At 42.7% G+C, this 21,483-nt stretch carries 17 protein-coding genes; all 17 read right to left on the bottom strand.

The annotated features are described in order from the left end of the window. Window positions 1-115: 115 nt before the first annotated feature. The gene (locus tag MKZ10_RS08105; RefSeq protein WP_342509586.1) at window positions 116-853 is read right to left on the bottom strand and encodes an SDR family oxidoreductase; all 738 of its coding nucleotides are present in this window, start codon (window positions 851-853) and stop codon (window positions 116-118) included. Continuing rightward, entirely contained in the window at window positions 850-2,148 is a 1,299-nt protein-coding gene (locus MKZ10_RS08100) for a pitrilysin family protein (protein WP_342509584.1), read from the bottom strand. The genes MKZ10_RS08105 and MKZ10_RS08100 overlap by 4 nt, the downstream gene beginning before the upstream one ends. Window positions 2,149-2,150: 2 nt before the next feature. After that, window positions 2,151-3,416 (bottom strand): pitrilysin family protein, encoded by a 1,266-nt coding sequence (locus MKZ10_RS08095; RefSeq protein WP_342509582.1) that lies wholly within the window; start codon window positions 3,414-3,416, stop codon window positions 2,151-2,153. Window positions 3,417-3,592: 176 nt separating this feature from the next. Beyond that, a complete protein-coding gene (locus MKZ10_RS08090; protein WP_342509581.1) occupies window positions 3,593-4,552 on the bottom strand; it encodes an ABC transporter permease in 960 nt (319 codons plus the stop codon). 1 nt (window position 4,553) lies between these two features. After that, entirely contained in the window at window positions 4,554-5,597 is a 1,044-nt protein-coding gene (locus MKZ10_RS08085; RefSeq protein WP_342509579.1) for an ABC transporter permease, read from the bottom strand. Then, complete coding sequence (locus MKZ10_RS08080; RefSeq protein ID WP_342509577.1) at window positions 5,587-7,137, bottom strand: ABC transporter ATP-binding protein; 1,551 nt, start codon at window positions 7,135-7,137, stop codon at window positions 5,587-5,589. Before MKZ10_RS08080 ends, MKZ10_RS08085 begins: the two co-directional genes overlap by 11 nt. A gap of 171 nt (window positions 7,138-7,308) precedes the next feature. Further along, window positions 7,309-8,379, bottom strand: a complete 1,071-nt coding sequence (locus MKZ10_RS08075; RefSeq protein ID WP_342509575.1) for a BMP family protein — start codon at window positions 8,377-8,379, stop codon at window positions 7,309-7,311. 49 nt (window positions 8,380-8,428) lie between these two features. Beyond that, window positions 8,429-9,157 (bottom strand): GntR family transcriptional regulator, encoded by a 729-nt coding sequence (locus MKZ10_RS08070; RefSeq protein WP_342509573.1) that lies wholly within the window; start codon window positions 9,155-9,157, stop codon window positions 8,429-8,431. Window positions 9,158-9,321: 164 nt separating this feature from the next. Further along, on the bottom strand, window positions 9,322-11,640 hold the full coding sequence (locus MKZ10_RS08065; RefSeq protein ID WP_342509570.1) for a DNA translocase FtsK: 2,319 nt from the start codon (window positions 11,638-11,640) through the stop codon (window positions 9,322-9,324). Window positions 11,641-11,748: 108 nt separating this feature from the next. Beyond that, a complete protein-coding gene (locus MKZ10_RS08060) occupies window positions 11,749-13,416 on the bottom strand; it encodes a ribonuclease J (RefSeq protein ID WP_342509568.1) in 1,668 nt (555 codons plus the stop codon). Between the two features lie 268 nt (window positions 13,417-13,684). After that, on the bottom strand, window positions 13,685-14,575 hold the full coding sequence (gene dapA / locus MKZ10_RS08055; protein WP_342509566.1) for a 4-hydroxy-tetrahydrodipicolinate synthase: 891 nt from the start codon (window positions 14,573-14,575) through the stop codon (window positions 13,685-13,687). 21 nt (window positions 14,576-14,596) lie between these two features. After that, window positions 14,597-15,625, bottom strand: a complete 1,029-nt coding sequence (locus tag MKZ10_RS08050; protein WP_342509563.1) for an aspartate-semialdehyde dehydrogenase — start codon at window positions 15,623-15,625, stop codon at window positions 14,597-14,599. Window positions 15,626-15,794: 169 nt separating this feature from the next. Further along, the gene (locus MKZ10_RS08045; protein ID WP_342509561.1) at window positions 15,795-16,385 is read right to left on the bottom strand and encodes a dipicolinate synthase subunit B; all 591 of its coding nucleotides are present in this window, start codon (window positions 16,383-16,385) and stop codon (window positions 15,795-15,797) included. Between the two features lie 12 nt (window positions 16,386-16,397). Continuing rightward, entirely contained in the window at window positions 16,398-17,171 is a 774-nt protein-coding gene (locus MKZ10_RS08040) for a hypothetical protein (RefSeq protein WP_342509559.1), read from the bottom strand. Beyond that, on the bottom strand, window positions 17,161-17,436 hold the full coding sequence (locus tag MKZ10_RS08035; RefSeq protein WP_342509557.1) for a YlmC/YmxH family sporulation protein: 276 nt from the start codon (window positions 17,434-17,436) through the stop codon (window positions 17,161-17,163). The genes MKZ10_RS08040 and MKZ10_RS08035 overlap by 11 nt, the downstream gene beginning before the upstream one ends. 240 nt (window positions 17,437-17,676) lie before the next feature. After that, entirely contained in the window at window positions 17,677-18,924 is a 1,248-nt protein-coding gene (locus MKZ10_RS08030; RefSeq protein ID WP_342509555.1) for a pitrilysin family protein, read from the bottom strand. Between the two features lie 109 nt (window positions 18,925-19,033). Continuing rightward, a complete protein-coding gene (gene pnp / locus MKZ10_RS08025) occupies window positions 19,034-21,154 on the bottom strand; it encodes a polyribonucleotide nucleotidyltransferase (RefSeq protein ID WP_342510092.1) in 2,121 nt (706 codons plus the stop codon). Window positions 21,155-21,483: the final 329 nt, after the last annotated feature.

Below are 21,483 nucleotides of genomic sequence, written 5' to 3'. Positions count from 1 at the left end.
TTAAGAAAAGGAAAAAAGAAAAAGAGAGAATTGGGCCAGCAGGACGTTGGTTACTCAGACGTTGCCGCAGGACGCGGCGAACTTAGGCTGAGTTCTATTGCTCCCTTTTGTTCCTTCACATATACCAGCCACCATTTACTTTCATAATGTCGCCCGTTATATAATCGGCTTTGCCACTTAGCAAAAATTGAACAGCTTCTGCGATATGATTGGGTGTACCGGTGGTCATCAATGGAATTTCGTCGACGACCATCTGCCGCTCATCTGCCGGAATAGCATCATTCATACGGGTTTCAATCCAGCCTGGTGCCACCGCATTGACACGTGTTCCTGCTAATGCGGCCTCTTTCGCATACGCTTTCACAAAAGCGTGCTGCGCCCCTTTTACAGCGGAATACATTACTTCGCCCGCCGCACCCGTATTTCCCCAAATCGAACCGATGAACACAATATATGAGGTATCGAGCTGGCGCAATTGAGGCGACACTAAGCTAATAAATCTTGCAGGATTTTGAACATGGACTTTCCATAATGCATCCATGTCCTCCACAGCCGTTTCTGTAAGTAGCTTCAACATAGATTGACCATTGGCAACCACAATTGCAGCTACTTGCCGGACTTGCTTGGCTAGCACTTCCGCACCGACTTCTGAAGCAAAATCGGCTTGCACGACTTGAAAATCTGCCTGTGGGTGAGCTAAGCGTAATTCCTTCTGTAAATTATCCACTTGCGAAGTATTTTCATGATAATGAAGATACAGTGACCAACCAGCAGAGGCTAGCTTGCGGCTGATTGCTTCGCCAATGCCACCAGATGCGCCAAGTACGACGCAGTACTTCCGTTCTTCAATCATTGGTCTTTATTAGCAGGTACAACAGAATACACCGAATGCCCACTGTTATCAGAGAATGTTCTGAAAGCCGCTTGCAAGTCGTCGACTGTCAATTTTTCAAGCGTTGGGACTACATCGAATAAGTTCATATCATTAAATGCATAACGAGTAAACTGATTGGCGATAAATTCCGGTGAATTCAATGAACGCATGAATTGCCCAATTTTCTTCTTGCGCATCCGATCCAATTCCACTGTCGTAATCGGCCAGTGATCTACTGCGTCTTGCACCGTTTTACGAATAGCACTTTCCAACTGCTGTGGCTGATCTGTATCCGAACCAACCATCGCAAAGCCAAAGCCATTTTCAAGCGTAAAATCATAGGAAAACGACTCGTCAATAAGCCCTTCATTGTAAGCTGCTGTATAGAATGTCGAAGTTCGACCAAATAACAAATCCAACACAAGGCTAGATGACAGCTCCTGAATGAGCATCTCTTCCCCAGCAACATTCGTTTTGTTGCACTTCATACCCAGATTGAATTTTGGCTTTGAAATGTCCATTGCCAGCGTACGCTCTGTGCTAGCAATGGCATCGCCTTCTTTGGGAAATATCCGGACAATTTCAGCCGGTTCATCAAATGTTTTAGCATCCTGGTTCTGTTTAATAAATGCCATCATTTCTTCCGGATCAACTGCACCTACTACAAATAGCACCATATTGGACGGATGATAAAATGTTTCATAGCACTCATATAAATGTTCCGCTGTAATATCTTGAATCGATTCGACTGTTCCAGCGATATCAATTTTCACAGGATGTTCATGGTATAAATTTTCAATGGTCCCAAAATAAAGTCGCCAATCAGGTTCATCGTCATACATCGTTATTTCCTGGGCAATAATACCCTTTTCCTTCTCTACCGTCTTTTCTGTAAAATACGGCTCCTGTACAAAATCAAGTAGGATCTCCGTATTATCATAAAGCTTATCCGTCGCTGAGAACAAATAAGCAGTTCTTGTAAATGATGTGAAAGCATTAGCAGATGCTCCATTGACACTAAACTTTTGGAACACATCGCCGTCTTCTTTTTCGAACATTTTATGCTCTAAAAAGTGAGCAATCCCGTCTGGTACAGTTACTTCTTCCTTTTTGCCCCGCGGGATAAATGTTCGGTCAACAGAGCCATATTTCGTTGTAAACGTTACAAAGGTTTTTGAAAATCCTCGTTTCGGCAAAATATAAACATCAAGACCATTCGACAGTTTTTCATTATATAAAGTTTCCTGTAAGGTATCAAAATGGATTTTTTTCATAATTACTTCGCCCCCTTGCCAGATAACAGATAAACAATTTCCAACGAAATTTCAGAAGCCATCTGTTGGACATCCTCTTTTGTTACCAACTTCCAACCTTCGATGAGTTTTTCCGCCGTGAAATACTCGTCTTGTTCTTTGTACTGATCGAACACTTCAATCTGCCCTCTCGCCGAGTCAAAGGCACTTTTAATACCGTTAGCGAGTAAAGCCTTCGTTTGGTCCAATTCTAAATCAGTAATATCTCCTTGCTGAAGCGCCACTAATTGTTCTTTAATGAGCATTACAGCCTTATCTTCCAACTCTGCATCAATGCCTGCCATAACGTAAAGCAAACCATAATGCGAAGCATAAGCACTCGATGCGTAATAGGCCATACTTTCCTTTTCACGTACATTCATAAACAACTTACTATGCGCAAAACCACCGAAAACACCATTTGTCACTTGCATTTTTGCGTAATCGGGATGATGGAATGTCACAGGTGTGCTAAAGCCAAGATGCAATTTTCCCTGCTTCATATCCTGCTGTTCACCAACATGTTGAACAACTGATGGATTGATGACGAACGGCTGAGGAGTTACTTGACGCTGACGGGTATTAAAAGTAAATGTAGCTGTAACTTTTTCGATCATATCGTCGATATCAATATCCCCCACGATGTAAATAGCGATTTCATCGTTATTTAACATGCCGTTGTAAGCCGCAAGTAAGTCAGCAGCTGTCAACGCTTCTACGTCTGCTTCAGTACCATATGACGAAGCAGATGCCGCGCTATTTGGGCGAATCAATTCAAGCATACGTTTTTGAGCATAGCGTGTTTTATCATCATATACTGAACGTATTCGCTCGATGACTGAACGTTTTTCACGATTGACAATCGCCTCATCAAACTGGCCATCCACTAAATTCGGATTGAAAATAGTTGTATGAATAAGTCCAAGTACGTCATCTAGCACACCGCCCTCAGACAAATATTCCTCGTTGACACATTCAGCGTACAAAGAGAAAATATGAGATTCGCCGCGCTTGGTAACATCCGTATATAACACCGTGCCATATAATTCGTCCAACGCGTTGCGAAGCGCAGTCTGCGTCCTATAACGACCATTTGAATCTTGTAAAACATTAGATAACACCGCGCGTTGCGCGGATTTTTTTTCGTCGAGAGCTGTTTTCCATTTCACGGAGAAATTGACCGTTTTAAACTGGTCTGACTGACGGATATATAAGGTAACGCCTTCTTGTAGCTCAACTTTTTTAAACATACAAACACCTCTTGTTTTCGTTAATATGCGGAATCCTCACTTCACTATACATTCCGTTTGTCGAAATATGCAAATAAACTGTAGGTAGAACTATATGATATGTACGAAAGCTCATCTTTACACCTAAAAAGCTGCCCGAAATCTGCAAGTACAAGATTTCGTGGCAGCTCCAATTATTACCTTTCCCCTTTTATATAAGGTTGCCCATTTGCTTTTGGTGCACGCGCTTTTCCAATAAATCCTGCAAGTGCAAGAATTGTTAATACGTATGGCAAAATATGCAAATAAACAGAAGGTACATTTTCTAACATTTCAATGCCGGATGCACTAATGGCGAGTGCTTGTGCAAATCCGAAGAATAAGGCAGCACCCATTGCACCGATCGGATGCCACTTTCCGAATATCAGCGCGGCCAATGCCATAAATCCTTGTCCATTAATCGTTGAGTGGCTAAAATCGTTGGTCATTGTCTGTGAATAAATTGCTCCACCAATACCCGCAAGTCCACCCGAAATAATAACGGCAATATAGCGGATTTTCGTCACATTGATCCCCATTGTATCGGCTGCCATCGGATGTTCCCCAACAGAGCGTAAACGGAGACCAAATGGCGTTTTGAATATAATAAACCAAGCCAAGAACGCTAGCCCAATTGCTAAAAATGATGAACCGTAGACTCCTTTAAAAAACAAAGGCCCTATAAACGGAATCTCATGTAGAAAAGGTACATTGAAGCGTGGAATACTTTGTGTAATAAAATCTGTTTGTCCTTTGTCAAAAATCAATTTCACGGAGAATAATGCAATTGCAACACCAAGCATATTGATAGCTACCCCAGATACAACCTGATCTGCCCGGAATGAAATTGACGCTACTGCATGCATAATCGAGAAGATCGCAGCCACAATCATTGCTGCAATCAATGCAAGCCATGGTGTCCAAGAACCGAATGTTTCAGCGAAAAATAGGTTGAAGAGAATACCAATGAAAGCCCCCATAACCATGAGCCCTTCTAGTCCAATGTTAACTACACCGGAGCGCTCAGAGAACATACCACCAATTGCAGTAAAAATAAGAGGTGCAGCGTATGAAATTGTTAACGGAATAACAAAATAAAGTACGTCAATAAAAGTCATATCACTTCGCCTCCTTTTTCTTCATCTTGCCGATTAGCACCTGGATAATATAGCCCGATGCGACAAAGAAGATGATGAGTGCAATGACGATGGAGACAATTTCAATTGGGACGCCGGCTTCATTCGGCATATTATTTGCACCATATTTTAACGAGCCGAAAAGGCTAGCCCCAAAAATAACTCCAAGCGGCGTATTAGCACCAAGTAATGCAACGGCAATTCCATCAAATCCTATACCGGTAAATGCACCACGCGATACAATATTACCGAATGTCCCTAATGCTTCCATTGCTCCTCCAAGACCAGCAAAAGCACCTGATATCACCATGGATAGGACAATGTTTTTCTTAACATTCATTCCCGCATATTGTGAAGCATGCTCATTAAATCCGACCGCTTTAAGCTCATAGCCCATTTTGGTCTTTTCTAACATGAACCACATGACGACGACCATCAACAATGCGACAATGATTCCATAGTGTAATGTAGAGAAATCAGTCAGATTGGATAAAAATTCTGAACGGAGTGATGCCGTTGGATGAATTTTCTCAGTCTTATAGCCACCACCGGAAACAGTTTTAACAAGCGCGTTAACAGTATGAAGTGCGATATAGTTCATCATAATCGTTACAATAACTTCATGCACATGCAATTTCGCTTTTAATATTCCAGGTATGAATCCCCATAGTGCTCCTGCCGCAGCTGCAGCAAGAAGTGCCAATGGTAAATGAATAATCTTAGGCAATTCAAATGCCACCCCTACATAGGCAGCAGCAAACCAACCGACAATAAGTTGACCCTCTACTCCAATGTTGAATAAGCCTGTGCGGAAAGCAAAAGCAACCGCAAGTCCAGCTAAAATATAGGGACTGATTTGACGAATCGTTTCTCCGATAGAATACGGACTACCAAAAATCCCTTTCCAGAGAGCGATATATCCTGCAACTGGATCATAACCACTTAACAGCATGACAACCGCTCCGACAAGTAATCCTAAAATAATAGAAATAATCGGTACTAATAGTTTGATAGCTCTATTGGACATCGTGCTCTCCACCTTCTTTCAGTACAACTTCATCTTTCGTATGCCCCGCCATCAAAAGCCCTAGCTCTTGTTCGCTAGTTTCTGATGGAATGACCGTATCGACAATCTTCCCATCATAAATAACCGCAATACGATCGGACACATTCATTACTTCATCCAATTCAAACGAAATGAGTAGCACAGCTTTCCCGTTATCACGCTGTTCTATCAATCTTTTATGGATAAACTCAATGGCTCCAACGTCTAGACCACGCGTTGGCAACGCAGCAATAAGTAGGTCAGGATTACGATCTACTTCACGCCCAATAATCAGCTTTTGCTGGTTACCACCGGATAGCGCACGCGCAAGCTCGTGCTCCCCCTGTGTTCGTACATCAAAAGTTTTAATGATCGTATTCGCTTTTTCAGAAATCTTCTTATAATCAATAATGCCATTTTTAGATAGTGGCGCATTATAATACGTTTGTAATGCCACATTATAACCAACAGAAAAGTCTAACACTAAACCATGCTTATGACGGTCTTGTGGAATATGCCCAATACCCGTTTCTGTAATATCACGCGGCTTTTTCCCTGTTACATCTTTTTGGTTAATGAAAATCTTACCGCTTTTCACCTTACGAAGACCTGTAATCGCTTCGATTAGCTCTGACTGACCATTACCGTCGATTCCTGCAATCCCAACAATCTCCCCTTTGCGTACTGAAAGATTCAAACCCTTTACTTTTGGAATGCCGCGATAGTCATCGACAACAAGATTTTCGACGTGAAGGACTTCTTCTTTCGGATAAGCAGGTCCTTTTTCTGTTTTAAACGTCACCTGACGCCCAACCATCAACGTCGCAAGCTCTTCGGGATTCGTTTCAGCTGTTATAACTGTACCAATACCTTGCCCCTTGCGGATAACCGTCACACGATCAGAGACATCCATAATTTCTTGAAGCTTGTGCGTAATGATAATAATCGACTTTCCTTCATCAATCAGTTTACGCATAATTAAAATGAGCTCATTGATTTCTTGAGGTGTCAAAGAAGCCGTCGGTTCATCAAAAATAAGAATTTCTGCTCCCCGATAAAGCGTTTTCAAAATCTCAACACGCTGCTGCATGCCGACCGAAATATCTTCTATCTTCGCATAAGGATCCACTTCAAGACCATATAATTTCGAAATTTCAGCTACTTTTTTCGCTGCATCCTTAATGTTGATTGTACCTCTTTTTTTAGGTTCATTACCAAGAATGATATTTTCAGTTACCGTCAAATTTTCAACGAGCATGAAGTGTTGGTGAACCATGCCAATGCCTAAGTTATTGGCGACGTTCGGATCTGTAATTGTTTCTACCTTGCCACGCACTTTAATTTCTCCACCATCAGGCTGATACAGTCCGAATAGCACGTTCATTAACGTCGACTTTCCAGCACCATTCTCGCCTAGTAATGCATGAATTTCGCCTTTTTCCAATTGAAGTGTAATATTATCATTCGCAACAAAATTACCAAATTCTTTGCGAATGTTCAGCATTTCAATTACATGTTCCACCCGGTTCACTCCCTCGTATTCGTATATGTATGTTCTATTTAGTTTTAAATTAACACAAGAAAAGAATCCCTTACCTACATTCATTAGAATCCTTTCTTCTGTTAATTAAAAGGGAAATCATGAAGGCCATTTGATATCGACCTTCATGATCTCACAATACACTACTTATAATTATTTGAATTCTGGTACTTCAATTTCACCAGATGCGATTTTTTCTGTGAACTCTTGAATCTCAGCTAAAATATCTTCTGGAATTGCGCCACGTGAGTCAGCTAGAGCAATCCCTTCGTCAGCAAGACCGAAAGTTGTTACTTCGCCACCAGGGAAATTACCGGCAGCAGCAAGTTCTGCCGTGTTTTTAACTGCAATGTCAACGCGTTTCAGCATTGAAGTCAATGTGATGTTTGTATCAGCATCTAATTGACCTTCGTCATACTGGTCAGAGTCTACACCGATTACCCATACATTTGCATCTGGATCTGCTTTTTTACGCTCTTTTGCTTCTGCAAATACACCGTTACCTGAGCCACCAGCAGCGTGGAAAATAATATCTACGCCTGAAGAATACATACGGTTTGCAAGGCCTTTTCCAAGCTCAGCCTTTGCAAAGTCTCCTGTGTACTGAATGTCAACTTTGATATCTGGTCTTACTGCTGCAACACCTGCAACAAATCCAGCTTCAAAACGCTCAATTACTGGAATTTCCATACCGCCAACAAAACCAATTTTATCAGATTTCGTCATACGAGCAGCAGCAACACCCGCAAGGAATGCTCCCTCTTGCTCTTTGAACATTAAGCTCGCAATGTTCGGCAGTTCAGACACTTCATCTACAAGTGCAAATTTATTGTCTGGACGTTGTGTAGCAACTTCTTCAAGTGCATCTTTTAGCAAGAAACCAATTCCGTAAATTAAATCGAAGTCACGTTGAACTAGTTTGTTTATGTTTGATGGATATTCCGATTCTTCCTTTGACTGAAGATAGTCGAAACCACCGTCGCCTTTTTCAAGGTTATTTTCCGCACCATACTCTTGGATCCCTTTCCAAGCAGATTGGTTGAACGATTTGTCGTCAACACCACCCGTATCTGTTACCATTGCTATTGAAAAAGCATCCTCTTTCGGTGTGTCTGTAGCTCCTGAACCTTCATTATCTTTTGCTTTATCCGTTCCGCATGCGCCAAGAATTGTACCGGCAGCTAGAACCATTGACAAAGCAAGACCAAATTTACGTTTGCTCATTGTTGGAACCTCCCTGTTTTTCTTTTTATTAGTAGGACGCATTAACGTCTTATACCCTTTTTCGTACAACATGAAAGCTGAATTTATCAGCCCTGAAATAGTTCTTTGAGTAAAGGACCATTTCTCCTTCCTCACTGTAATGACGCTGTAAAAGGACAAGTAGTGGAACATCAACGCCACATCTCAAAATAGATGAAACAACATCATCATAACCAACTGGTTCGATATGAGCGACCGCTTGCGCGATGCGAATAGTGCCTGATTTTTCAATAGCATCGAAAATGGATTCATTCAATAACTCATCCGTCTTTAACGGAATATTTTTTGAAAGCACTTGATCGATACAATAGACAACCGGCTCCTGATCGGCCGTTCTTACTCTTTTTATGGTCACGAGACGATCACCTAAGCTACAGTCGAACTTTTCCATGCTATCCTCGCATGAATCTGTTTCTGTTACATCCAAAAAAATCGTTCCCGGTTCCATACCTGCAGCACGGATCATAGAAGATACACTGGATAAGTGTTCAATCCCTGAGGAAAATAACGGCTTGGGATTCACAAATGTACCGACACCGTGCTTCCGCACAATCACTTTTTCCTCTTCTAGCACGCGAAGCGCTTCCCGAAGTGTTGCACGACTGACGCCTAGCGTCCGAGCTAGTTCAAATTCAGAAGGGAACCTCGCATTCTCTTTGAAAATGCCTAATTCGATGTCGTTCTTCAATCGTTCAATGACTTGAACATAAAGATGTCTTTGATCCGCCTTTACCATCATTTCATCTCTCCCCTCTCGACGAGGTCAGACCTCTGATGTTAAACGTCACTACTAATCATCCATACTATATCACTTTCGTCATGCAAAATAAACAACCATCTTAAAAAAAATATTAATATGTTCGTTTTAAGTACTGTAATGTACCTATTTTGTCATGTTATTCATCAATAATCGTCCACTTCGCCTCTACCAATTAAGACCTGACGTGGCTTACTTCCCTCAGGCGGCCCGACAACCCCGCGTAGCTCCATCTGGTCCACAATGCGTGCAGCTCTTGAATAACCAACCCGGAAACGACGTTGTAACATCGATACTGAGGCGGTTTGCATTTCTGTAACAAGCTGCACAGCTTCATCATACAGCTCATCTGTTTCTTCATGAGCTGGTACTTCTTTAATATCTTGCGGAATCATTTCTTCTTGATACTGAGCCTTTTGTTGTTCAATGACAAAATCAACAACTGCTTCCACTTCACTGTCTGAAACGAACGCCCCTTGAATACGGACTGGTTTGGAAACACCTGCCGGCAGGAATAGCATATCTCCTCTACCTAACAGTTTTTCCGCCCCTCCACTATCCAAAATTGTTCTGGAATCAATCGCAGACGATACGGCAAATGCCACGCGTGATGGAATATTCGCTTTGATGATCCCAGTGATAACATCGACACTTGGACGTTGCGTCGCAATGATGAGATGAATACCCGCTGCACGGGCCATTTGCGCTAATCGCGTGATGGAATCCTCCACATCACTGGATGCAACCATCATTAGGTCCGCCAACTCATCAACAATGACGACGATATACGGCATACGTGGATGTTTTTCTTCATTTTCTTCATTCCACACTTCGATATGATCGTTATAGCCTTCAATATTTCTTGTACCCGTATGCGAAAATAATTCATAACGCCGTTCCATTTCGGAAACTACTTTTTGCAATGCTTGAGCTGCTTTTCGTGGATCCGTAACGACAGGTGCTAGCAAATGAGGCACACCATTATAGACATTCAGTTCCACCATTTTCGGGTCAATCATCATCATTTTTACTTCATGCGGTTTAGCACGCATTAAAATACTCACTATAATACCGTTGATGCAGACACTTTTTCCGCTTCCAGTCGAACCAGCGATTAACACATGGGGCATTTTATTCAACTCGGCTAGCATCGCCTGCCCTGTGACGTCGCGCCCCAGTGAAATCATTAACTTTGAATCCGGTCGATTATTTTCCTTTGCCTCAATGACTTCACGTAGGCTAACAACTGCAATCGAACTATTCGGTACTTCGATACCAATTGCTGACTTACCTGGAATCGGCGCTTCAATTCGAATACCACTTGCCGCAAGTGCCAGCGCGATATCATCTGCTAGACTAACAATCCGGCTGACCTTAACTCCTATATCTGGCAATACCTCATACTTCGTCACCGCTGGACCCAAATGCACCTGCGTCACTTTTGCTTTAACACCGAAGCTTAAAAATGTCCGTTCTAGCTTTTGAGCATTTGCTTGAATAGAATCATATTCCTCCGACTGATCAGTCATTGGAGTTTGGGTCAGCAAAGAGACAGGAGGCAATATATAAGACTCATTCTCTTCCTCACCCGCCACAGCTGCATACGGAACTATCTCATCCGTCGCTAGCTGTTCTGATGGCGAAGAAGAGGGGGCTTCCTCCACCTCCGCTTGCTCATCCCTAACAGGCTTATCTATGCGCTCACTAAAGGCTGATATAATTGGCTGCGACACAACTTCTTCCACTTCCATTTCTGGAACAGCTGGCGTCTCGATAGCTGCAGTTCTTGTCGACTTCTTCGAACGAGTCACTCTCGACTCAGTTGCAGCTTTTGGCGTAGGTTTATCTTTTTTTGCAAATACGTTCGCCAATGACTCCACAAGTTTTGGGAAGTAATCAACTAAGTAGGGTACAAACGCTTTTCCGGTAATTAATACAAGTCCAATTAACAATAATAAAACGCCCGCAACCATTGCACCTGCTGAATCAAACAATGAATGGAACAGGGCGAACAGGATAGCCCCCACCATTCCGCCGCCTAACGCACCACTTCTGGATACAATACCCTCATTCGTCATGAGTATTTTCCATGTTTCTTTCAGTGCTGAGTCCGTCAAAAGCACACGACTTGCATGCAATTCTTTAAATAAGTAGACATGACTGAACAGTACCAAACTTGCGAGGATGAATAAACTCCCCCCAACAATACGGTTTTTCCAACCACCCGCTTTGCGTTTAATCATGAACATTAACGCCTGCACAATAAGTAGCAGTGGAATCGCACTATGCCAATTTCCTAATACAAAACGTGAGACTGATGATAACCCTCTGCCCACAATACCAAATTCAAAAATAATAATAACAGCAAGCCCCATCATCGCAAGGCCAATTACTTCGTATACTAACGGGTTTAAACCAGATGGCTTCTTTTTCTTTGCAGTCGATTTCTTCTTTTTCCTAGCCATTTCCCTCCTCCTTTCGGGTTGCAATGCTCAGCAAAAATTAAACAAAAGGATTTCCCGCCGCTCAGACGGCAAGAAATCCTTCGGATCGGTCTTATAAATTGTTGATTATTAGTATTCCATAATAATTGGAATGATCATCGGTCTTCTTTTCGTTTGTTGATATAAATATGAGCTTAGTGTATCGCGGATCTCTTGTTTAATGTTTGTCCATTCAAACGTCTCTTTATTCACATACTTCTCAACTATTTTCGTTACGAGTTTTGTTGATTCTTCAAACAGCTCTTCGGATTCACGCACATAGACAAATCCACGCGATACAATTTCGGGTCCAGCTGCGATACGTTTTTGCTTGCGATTAAGTGTTATGACGACTGTGAAAATTCCATCCTGTGACAATAATTTACGGTCACGAAGCACGATATTTCCCACATCCCCGACGCCTATCCCATCAATAAGAATATTGCCTGCCTGAACGCGTCCACTCATACGCATTTTATCGTTTTTATATTCGACGATATCACCTTTATCAGCAATAAAGACCTGTGATTTTTGAAGCCCCGTTTCTTGCGCAAGCTTCGAGTGTGCAATAAGCATCCGGTATTCCCCTTGAATCGGGATGAAATACTTCGGTTGCATTAAGTTCAACATAAGCTTCAGGTCTTCTTGACTACCATGACCTGATACATGAACATTTTTACTTGATGTGAGTACTGTTGCACCCGCTTTGGCAAGGTCATTCATCGTTTGGTACATCGACACTTCCATACCTGGCGATGGTGTAAATGTAATTAGCACTGTATCTGTTTCTTTAATGCGAATGTCTTTATGATGTTTACGTACAATACGCTCAAGTGCATCCAACGGTTCGCCTTTATTGCCCGTCACGATAATCACGACTTGGCTATCATCGTATTTGTCAATTTCTTTTACAGGGATGACAACATCATCTTTAATGGTCAAATAACCTAAATTGACACCGACTTCAAAGTAGCTTTCTAAACTTTTTCCAACAACCGCTACTTTTTTGCCGTTTTCAAATGCTTTGTCAAACACTTGCTGGATGCGGATGAAGTTCGATGCGTAAAGTGCGACAAGAATTCGTCCTTCTGCTCCGTGGAATGTTTTAGATAGGTTATTTTCAATTACTGATTCAGAGGTCGTATAACCCGGTCGTTCCGCCTCAGTTGAATCTGACATGAGGATGAAGACACCCTCTTCGCCGATTGCCGCCATCTTCGCAATGTCTGGACGATACTTTCCTTTTGCAGACTGATCGAATTTGAATTCGCCTGTATGCACAATAGCCCCCTCACTCGTATGGAACACGATGCCCAATGAGTCTGGAATGCTGTGCGTTGTATGGAAAAATGTGACGTGTGTACTCTTGAAATTCATCCGACTTTTGTTTGTCACTTCGAAAAACTTAACACTTGGTGATGCTGGCATTTCCTTTAAATGTTCTTTTGCAAGAGCAATTGTCAATTTCGATCCATAGACAGGTGCCTGTACTTTTTGTAGCAAATAAGCAATTGAACCAATTGCATCTTCATGTCCGTGTGTGAGGAAGATCCCTTTGACACGCTCTTTGTTTTCTTCGATATATGAAATGTCTGGAATAACGATATCGATTCCAAGCATTTCTCCTTCTGGGAACATGAGTCCCGCATCGACGATGAATAGTTCCTCATCAATTTCGACGACGTACATTGCTTTCCCAATTTCCCCTACTCCACCGAGAGGGATAATTCTTATTAGTTCATTTTTAGTTTTTACCACGTTGTTTCCTCCTATTACTCATTCCCGTTCATCACGACTATGTTTCATTATACGGGACAGAACCTTTCTGCACAAACAAAAAAAGCCGATGATTGATACCGGCTTTAATTAGGTGGCTGAAATTAAAGAATTCCTTCTAACTCGCTTCGGCGCTTAGGGGATGCCTCCCGCCATAAGCCAGACAGCTTCGCCGCCAGTCTTACGGCTTCGGCGACCCCTGTAAGGCGCCATCGCAGGATTTGTTTAGGTATTCACATAGTCCATTAAATTAATTAAAAACATGTTGGTTTTTTTGATAGTTTTCCCATACTTGATCGAAAGGTATTTGGCCTTCACCGAAATCAACAAGTGGTAATCTCACGCCGCCTGTTTCGAGACCCAATTTTTCAAGTGCATACTTGACTGGCACTGGATTTGGGGCTGAGAATATGGCACGGAATACAGGTAACAATGCGCGATGCATAGCTGCGGCTTGCGCTGTTTTTCCACTGTTAAATGCGTCAATCATCTGTTGCATTTCATTGCCAACTACATGTGATGCAACTGAAATGACGCCGTTACCGCCGATTGCTAATAACGGCAGTGTTAACGCATCGTCACCGCTGTAGACGGAAAATCCGTCATCTGTTCCAGCGATAATCTCCGCCATTTGCTCAAGACTGCCACTCGCTTCTTTCACTGCACAGATATTTTTTATTTTGGACAACTCGATAATCGTTTCGGGTACCAGGTTGACGGTAGAGCGCCCCGGAATATTATACAACAGTACAGGTAGCTTCGTTTCCCCTGCAATATGCGCAAAATGCGCATACATGCCACGCTGGTCAGGCTTATTATAGTAAGGTGTCACCAGCATGATACCATCAGCACCTAGCTTTTCCGCTTGCTTTGTCAGCAAGACAGATTCCGCTGTACTATTTGTACCTGTACCTGCAATGACAGGAATTCTTTTGTTAACTTGCTTCACTGTGAACGACAATAATGCCCTTTTTTCCTGTGCCGTCACAGTTGGCGACTCACCTGTCGTCCCATTAACAATCAACGCATCCGTCCCATTTGCTATCAAATGTTCGATTAACTTTTTAGCCCTTTTATAATCAATGGTGCCCTCTTCCGAAAACGGGGTCACCATCGCCGTGCCTATTTGTCCAAGATTCAATATGATCAATCCTTTACCGTATTATTGTCGAATCAACTGTTCTGCAATTTGCACCGAGTTTAGTGCAGCCCCTTTAAGCAGATTGTCCGAGACGATCCACATATGGAAACCTCCTGCATGATTCGGATCTTTACGGATGCGGCCGACAAATACTTCATCTTTTCCTTCTGCAAATAATGGCATTGGGTACAGTTGTTGTGCTGGATTATCTTGAACGACAACGCCTGGTGCACCTTCCATACTCGCGCGGATGTCTTCCACTGTTACACCCTCTTGGTCGACTTCGATATAAACCGACTCTGAGTGACCTGTTACAACAGGTAGACGTACGCAAGTTGCCGTAACAGACATCTCATAGTCACCAAAAATCTTTTTCGTTTCATTCATCATTTTCAATTCTTCAAGCGTGTACCCTGAAGCATCAAATGCATCAATTTGAGGAATCGCATTGAATGCAATCGGATAATGCTTCGCCGCTGATGCAGAAGGTAAAATTTCCGCTTCGTTCGCTGCACGCCCTTCAAACTGTTGACTTTGACTTCCCAATTCATCAATCGCTTCTGCACCCGCTCCTGAAACCGCTTGGTACGTCGACACAATAATACGACTTAAGCCAAACTTTTCTTTAACAGGCTGTAGCGCAGCTACCATTTGAATCGTCGAACAGTTCGGATTTGCAATGATGCCTGCATGGTTGCTTAGTGCCTGCGGATTCACTTCTGGCACAACAAGCGGTATATCTTCTACCATACGGAATGCGCTTGTATTATCTATAACTACCGCACCTCTTTTGACAGCTTCAGGTGCAAACTTTTCTGAAATCGAGCCACCCGCACTAAAAAATGCGATGTCGACGCCTTCAAATGATTCTGGTACTGTTTCTTCAACGATATAGTTAAAACCACCTGCCGTAATTTCTGTTCCGGCAGATCGTTTGGATGCAAGCAGTTTAATTGATTGAGCCGGAAAATTTCTTTCAATTAGTTTCTCAAGAATTTTTGTACCAACAGCTCCTGTAGCACCGACGATTGCAACATTCACTTTATTCATCTCTATCTCCCTTTCAGCTTTTACGGATGTGATAATAGCACAAGTCCTACTCAGTTCTCTACAACGTTGCAAAAAGCAACATGCTTCGCAGAAAAACTTTAGTCCTTTACACCGTTAGCAGTTCATTGGTGGAATTATATCATATCTACGAATATTCTGTGCTGTATTTTTATATTTTATCATGAATAATTAATAATGGTTGGAGTTGGCGATTGTCAAGAGCTGCTGCCGCAGTTGGTACCATCAGTGTAAAATCGGAGATGAGGGAGTTCGGTTTACGAAATGGATCGTCCTGTCCGAACGGAATAAAAAAGACATTTTTCATGTTTAACAGCTTCATAATGTTCATCGCATTCAATCCAAGTGCGTCATTCGTTGAAATACCGAGAACAACTGGACTCCCATTACGTAATGTTGCTTTGGCCGCCATTAAAACAGGCGAATCTGTCGCGGCATTAGCAAATCTGCTAATTGAATTGCCAGTCATAGGTGCAATAATCATACAATCAACAGGTGTAGACGGCCCGAATGGCTCTGCACCAACAATTGTCGATATCACTTTTTCACCCGTTGCTTCTTCTATACGCGCAATCCACTCTTCCCCCGTGCCAAAACGCGTTGCAGCAGTTAGTACGGAATGTGTAATAATCGGAACAACCGTTGCTCCTGCATCCTTAAGCGAATCAATGACAGGTATTATCGCATCATACGTACAGTGTGACGCCGTAATGCCAAGGCCAATCCTCTTCCCTTGTAGCATCGAGATCCCCTTTCATTTTCTAGACATCCCCTCGACGGTATCCGTCAAAATGGCTGCCGCATCAATCGGAAAATGTTTTCCTGGCAATCCGAGGAGTACTGTATAGTATTCGGACGAAAGGGGTTCCTTTAGGCAACCGGGCGCCGAGGCTAGGTCAAAAATATGCAGCTGGGGATTCGCATTGACTGCAAGCCATTGTGCAGGGATGGTGTTGACTAGATTGCCTGCTACGAGTTCAAAATCAGCTGTTAATGGCTCTGTTCCATAGCCTAAGGCAACAGCTTCACTCAATTGCGTGATCGACCTTGCTACAATGGTCACATGCGCACCAAGCGCAGTCAGTACGTGCGCAGTCATTTTTCCAACCTTTCCAAAACCCGCAACTTTGAAGTGAGTCCCCGCTATTTGACGTTTGACGCGTGCATAATATTCATGAACAAAAGCTTCTGCCGTCAATCTTGCATTTTTCCAGATGAATGATTCATCTTTCACATAAGAATGGAGCTGTAGTCCTGCATCTTCGAAAGGCTTGCGCCATCCCTCCGATGTAACGCCCGTGTACAGCTGTGTTCCTTCGGCAAATATGGTTGGTGGAAGCTTCCCGGCTAGTTGTAATATGGGGAAAATGACATACTTCGGGAACAAGTGCATAATGTGTTCACCTAGTTGCTCCGTATATTGATTCGTCGCGATATGGTGACAGTTATAGCCCCTTTCCTCCAGCATGGCGCAGCAAGTTGCAAGTCTTGGATCTGCCCCAATCACGAGCCAATTATCATCGTTCATCTAAATCCACCTCATCCATGCTATGCGTTTTGCCAAAAAGAATTCGATGTTCCCCTATCAACACAATTTCACTCCATGGGATGAACTCATCCGACTGCTCTTGCCGGTTTTTGAATGAAAAACGTCCAAGTTTCTTCTTAATTTCAAATCCAATAATATCACCTGTTTTACCATTAAAAATAAGGTCGGTCTCCGCCAAAAAACCATAGCGGACCCCATCCTCAACTTGAATTAACTCTTTCTGTGCAAGCTCTGATAGTAGCATCGCCATTCTCCTCTCTTACATTCCATCCATTATATGAATGAAAAGTGGAAAAGCTGACTACTATATTTCAATTACGCCTCGGTGTAATTGCGTCCAGATTTTGAATTGTGCCCACAGGACGTGGGTATGCAGTCGTTGCGACAGGACGTCGCGAACTTAGACTGCCTGCAATTAATTCCCTTCAAAATCTGTGACATTCTTAACTTAATTTAGCCGGGGTTAACCCCCGGCTAAATTAAGTTAAATTTCAATGGTCTTGATAACATCTTCAGGCGCAATGATGGATATTGCTCGCTCATGCGCAAATATCTCATTGGCCATTCTATACACATTAGCTACTTGAACTCCGTCTATCAGTCCGACAACTTCATCCATCGTCTTATGCTCTTGTAAAATCAATTCATTCTTTCCGTTGCGATGCATTCTAGATTCAGAGCTTTCTAAACCTAATAAAAATCCACCTTTTAACTGTTCCTTGGCATTATGTAATTCATTCTCCGTAATGCCGTTCTGTAAAATCGACTCGATAACTCCGTCAATCGTATCCGTTAATATACCTAAATTTTCCGGCGAAGTTCCCCCATAGATAGCGAATACCCCAGTCGACTTGTATGCCGAATAATAAGAGTAGATAGAGTAAGCCAAACCACGCTCTTCGCGAACTTCTTGAAATAAACGTGAAGACATTGTGCCGCCCAGTATACTATCTAAAATAATAAGGTCATGAATGTGTGCATCTTTTACCGTCAGTCCCGGATAGCCGATACAAATATGTGCTTGCTCAATATCTTTTGCTTTGACAGTCATTCCTGCATGGAATGCAGGGGCCTGGATAGCTATCGGCTGTTCAATCTTCGCTTGTCGTTTAAATGAACCAAATTGCACTTTAATGAGTTGAATGAGGCGATCATCGAAATTCCCAGCAATAGAAATCACAATTTGTTCAGGTCTATACATACGCTCCATAAATTGCTCAATCATCAGCTTATCAAATGTGTTTATCGTCTGTTCATTACCTAAGACAGGCTTCCCCATCGCATCATCCGGGTACATTGCGCTCCATAGACGCTCATCGACATCATCATCTGGCGTGTCTTCAACAGCTGCGATTTCATCAAGGACAATCGACTTCTCTTTTGCAATTTCAGCTGAGTCAAACGCCGAATTGAAAAACATATCCGCTAAAACTGTCAGAGCACGTGGCGCATGATGCCCAAGGACCGTCGTATAGTAGCAGGTCATTTCCTTTGACGTAAACGCGTTGACATCGCCACCGATGCGGTCAAATTCCTCCGCAATTGCTCGTGCGCTTCTCGTCGCTGTACCTTTAAATAACATATGCTCGATAAAATGTGCAATGCCTGCTTCCGATTCCTGCTCATCCCCCGAACCCGCGCCAACCCAAATTCCAAGTGCCACGGAGCGTACATATGGCATTTTCTCATGAACAATTCTCACGCCGTTTGGGCAAATATGCTTCTCGATCATCTTGTAAATCCCCCTTTTTGACTCTCTTCTCCTTTACTTTACTGTAAGAACAAAAAGCCTCCATCTTCAACTAACGAAGAGGGGCTTTCCATTCTATTGACCTTAAAATTCAGTTTTTCTCTTTTGCTGCTGCTTCTTTTTCTTCAAGAATGACAGCTTTTCTAGACAAGTTGACACGTCCTTGGTTATCAATTTCAGTTACTTTGACAAACAATTCGTCGCCAAGCTTCAAGACATCTTCCACTACTTTTGTCCGCTCTTCTGCAATTTCAGATACGTGGAGCAGTCCATCTTTACCAGGGAATAGTTCAAGGAAAGCACCGAATTTCTCAACGCGTTTTACTTTCGCCATGTAATATTCGCCGACTTTTGCTTCGCGAACGATATTTTCAATCATCGCTTTCGCTTTCGCATTCATATCGTTATTTGGTGAAGAAATATAAATCGTACCGTCTTGCTCTGTATCGATTTTAACATTTGTTTCTTCAATAATTTTATTAATAACTTTCCCACCAGGTCCGATTACATCGCGGATCTTGTCTGGGTTAATTTTGATCATGATGATTTTCGGTGCAAATTCCGAAAGCTCAGTACGTGGTGTACTAATAGCTGTCATCATATGATTCAAGATTTTCAAACGACCTACTTTAGCTTGCGCCAATGCCTCTTCTAAAATTTGACGAGACAGTCCGTCAATTTTAATGTCCATTTGAAGTGCAGTAATACCGTGTTCAGTTCCTGCTACTTTGAAGTCCATATCGCCAAGATGATCTTCCATCCCTTGAATATCGGAAAGAACAGAGTAGTTGTCCCCTTTTTTCACAAGACCCATTGCAATACCTGCAACCGGTGCTTTCAATGGAACACCCGCATCCATCATCGCCATTGTTGACGCACAGATGGAAGCCTGTGAAGATGAACCATTCGATTCCAGTACTTCTGCTACTAAACGTAGTGTGTAAGGGAAATCCGTTTCATTTGGTAAGACAGCTAGCAACGCACGTTCTCCAAGTGCTCCGTGACCAATTTCACGACGACCTGGTCCACGAATTGGACCTGTTTCTCCAACACTGAAGTTCGGGAAATTATAATGGTGCATGAAGCGTTTTGACTCTTCGATACCAAGACCGTCGATGATTTGGACTTCACCTAACGCGCCAAGTGTACAAACGCTAAGCGCCTGTGTTTGTCCGCGTGTAAAGAGACCTGAACCATGTGTACGTGGCAAAATTCCAACTTCAGAAGCAAGTGGACGAATTTCATCCAAGCCACGGCCATCTGGACGAATTTTTTCATCTGTAATCAAACGACGTACTTCTTCTTTCACAAGATGCTCCAAGACATTTTTCACTTGTTTCATCGTTGCTTCGTCGGCTTCTTCCGCCTCGTAACGTTCAATCACTGTATTGCGTACTGCATTGATAGCTTCTTCACGCGCATGCTTCTCTTGTGTTTGGATTGCACTCACAAGGTCAGCTTCACAGCTATCTTTGATATCAGCTAAAATTGTTTCATCTAATTGGAATAATGGAATATCAAGCTTCGCTTTACCGATTTCCGCAACAATTTTCTCTTGGAATTCGATGAGCTTAATGATTTCTCCGTGACCGAACATAATTGCTTCCAGAACGATGTCTTCCGCAACTTCCTTCGCACCTGCTTCAACCATGTTAATCGCATCTTTTGTTCCTGCAACGACAAGATCAAGGTCACTCTTGTCCAATTGTGCAGGCGTTGGATTGACGATGAATTTCCCGTCGATGCGTCCAACTTGAACACCTGCAATTGGACCTTCAAACGGAATATCCGACACAGACAACGCTAGTGAAGAACCAAGCATTGCAGCCATCTCAGATGAGCAATCCTGATCGACTGATAGTACCATCGAAATGACCTGAACATCATTACGGAAGCCATCTGCAAATAAAGGACGGATTGGACGGTCAATTAGGCGGCTTGTTAAAACAGCCTTGTCAGAAGGACGTCCTTCACGTTTTAGGAACCCTCCTGGAATTTTACCTACTGCATACATTTTTTCTTCGTAATTCACTGTAAGCGGGAAGAAATCCAACCCCCTTGAATTTTTTGAAGTTGTTGCTGTAGAAAGTACTGTTGTATCTCCGTAACGAACGAGTACTGCACCGTTCGCCTGTTTCGCAAGTTGACCCGTTTCAATCGTTAACGGTCGACCCGCCCAATCAAGTGTATAGACTTTTTTCTCTGACATTATAGAACTCCTCTCCATATTCCAGCCTGAACTGTATACGTTATATGTATTAATAGTAGTGTAAGTGATAGCGCTCAGTGAATACAAGTTTAACTTCATTCAGCAGACTTTTTCTGCTGAATGAAGTTAAAGCCTCCGGCGGATGCCACAGATTTTGAAAGGAATCGGGGAAGGCAGTCTAAGTTCGCGACATCCTGAAAGGAAGTGCCTTAATTTCTGCAAAGAACGCAGAAATATGGCAAATCGAACCCTTCTCTGTTCGATTCGCAACGACTGCATGACCTGCATCATGCAGGCCCCAAGCTCAATTCAAAATCTTGGGCGCAATCACG

This window comes from Sporosarcina sp. FSL K6-2383 (assembly GCF_038618305.1).
In the GTDB taxonomy this organism is placed as follows: Bacteria; Bacillota; Bacilli; order Bacillales_A; family Planococcaceae; genus Sporosarcina.
The sequence above is the reverse complement of the archived record's forward strand: the minus strand, read 5'-3'. Positions and strand labels throughout refer to the sequence as shown.

Bases quoted from the DNA above. Each gene is read 5' to 3' on its own strand.
- MKZ10_RS08085 (WP_342509579.1), bottom strand. From the start codon at position 5,597: ATGTCCAATAGAGCTATCAAACTATTAGTACCGATTATTTCTATTATT.
- MKZ10_RS08040 (WP_342509559.1), bottom strand. From the start codon at position 17,171: ATGAACGATGATAATTGGCTCGTGATTGGGGCAGATCCAAGACTTGCA.
- MKZ10_RS08105 (WP_342509586.1), bottom strand. From the start codon at position 853: ATGATTGAAGAACGGAAGTACTGCGTCGTACTTGGCGCATCTGGTGGC.
- MKZ10_RS08065 (WP_342509570.1), bottom strand. From the start codon at position 11,640: ATGGCTAGGAAAAAGAAGAAATCGACTGCAAAGAAAAAGAAGCCATCT.
- MKZ10_RS08070 (WP_342509573.1), bottom strand. From the start codon at position 9,157: ATGATGGTAAAGGCGGATCAAAGACATCTTTATGTTCAAGTCATTGAA.
- MKZ10_RS08100 (WP_342509584.1), bottom strand. From the start codon at position 2,148: ATGAAAAAAATCCATTTTGATACCTTACAGGAAACTTTATATAATGAA.
- MKZ10_RS08035 (WP_342509557.1), bottom strand. From the start codon at position 17,436: ATGCTACTATCAGAGCTTGCACAGAAAGAGTTAATTCAAGTTGAGGAT.
- MKZ10_RS08050 (WP_342509563.1), bottom strand. From the start codon at position 15,625: ATGAATAAAGTGAATGTTGCAATCGTCGGTGCTACAGGAGCTGTTGGT.
- MKZ10_RS08095 (WP_342509582.1), bottom strand. From the start codon at position 3,416: ATGTTTAAAAAAGTTGAGCTACAAGAAGGCGTTACCTTATATATCCGT.
- MKZ10_RS08030 (WP_342509555.1), bottom strand. From the start codon at position 18,924: ATGATCGAGAAGCATATTTGCCCAAACGGCGTGAGAATTGTTCATGAG.
- MKZ10_RS08075 (WP_342509575.1), bottom strand. From the start codon at position 8,379: ATGAGCAAACGTAAATTTGGTCTTGCTTTGTCAATGGTTCTAGCTGCC.
- MKZ10_RS08090 (WP_342509581.1), bottom strand. From the start codon at position 4,552: ATGACTTTTATTGACGTACTTTATTTTGTTATTCCGTTAACAATTTCA.
- MKZ10_RS08045 (WP_342509561.1), bottom strand. From the start codon at position 16,385: ATGCTACAAGGGAAGAGGATTGGCCTTGGCATTACGGCGTCACACTGT.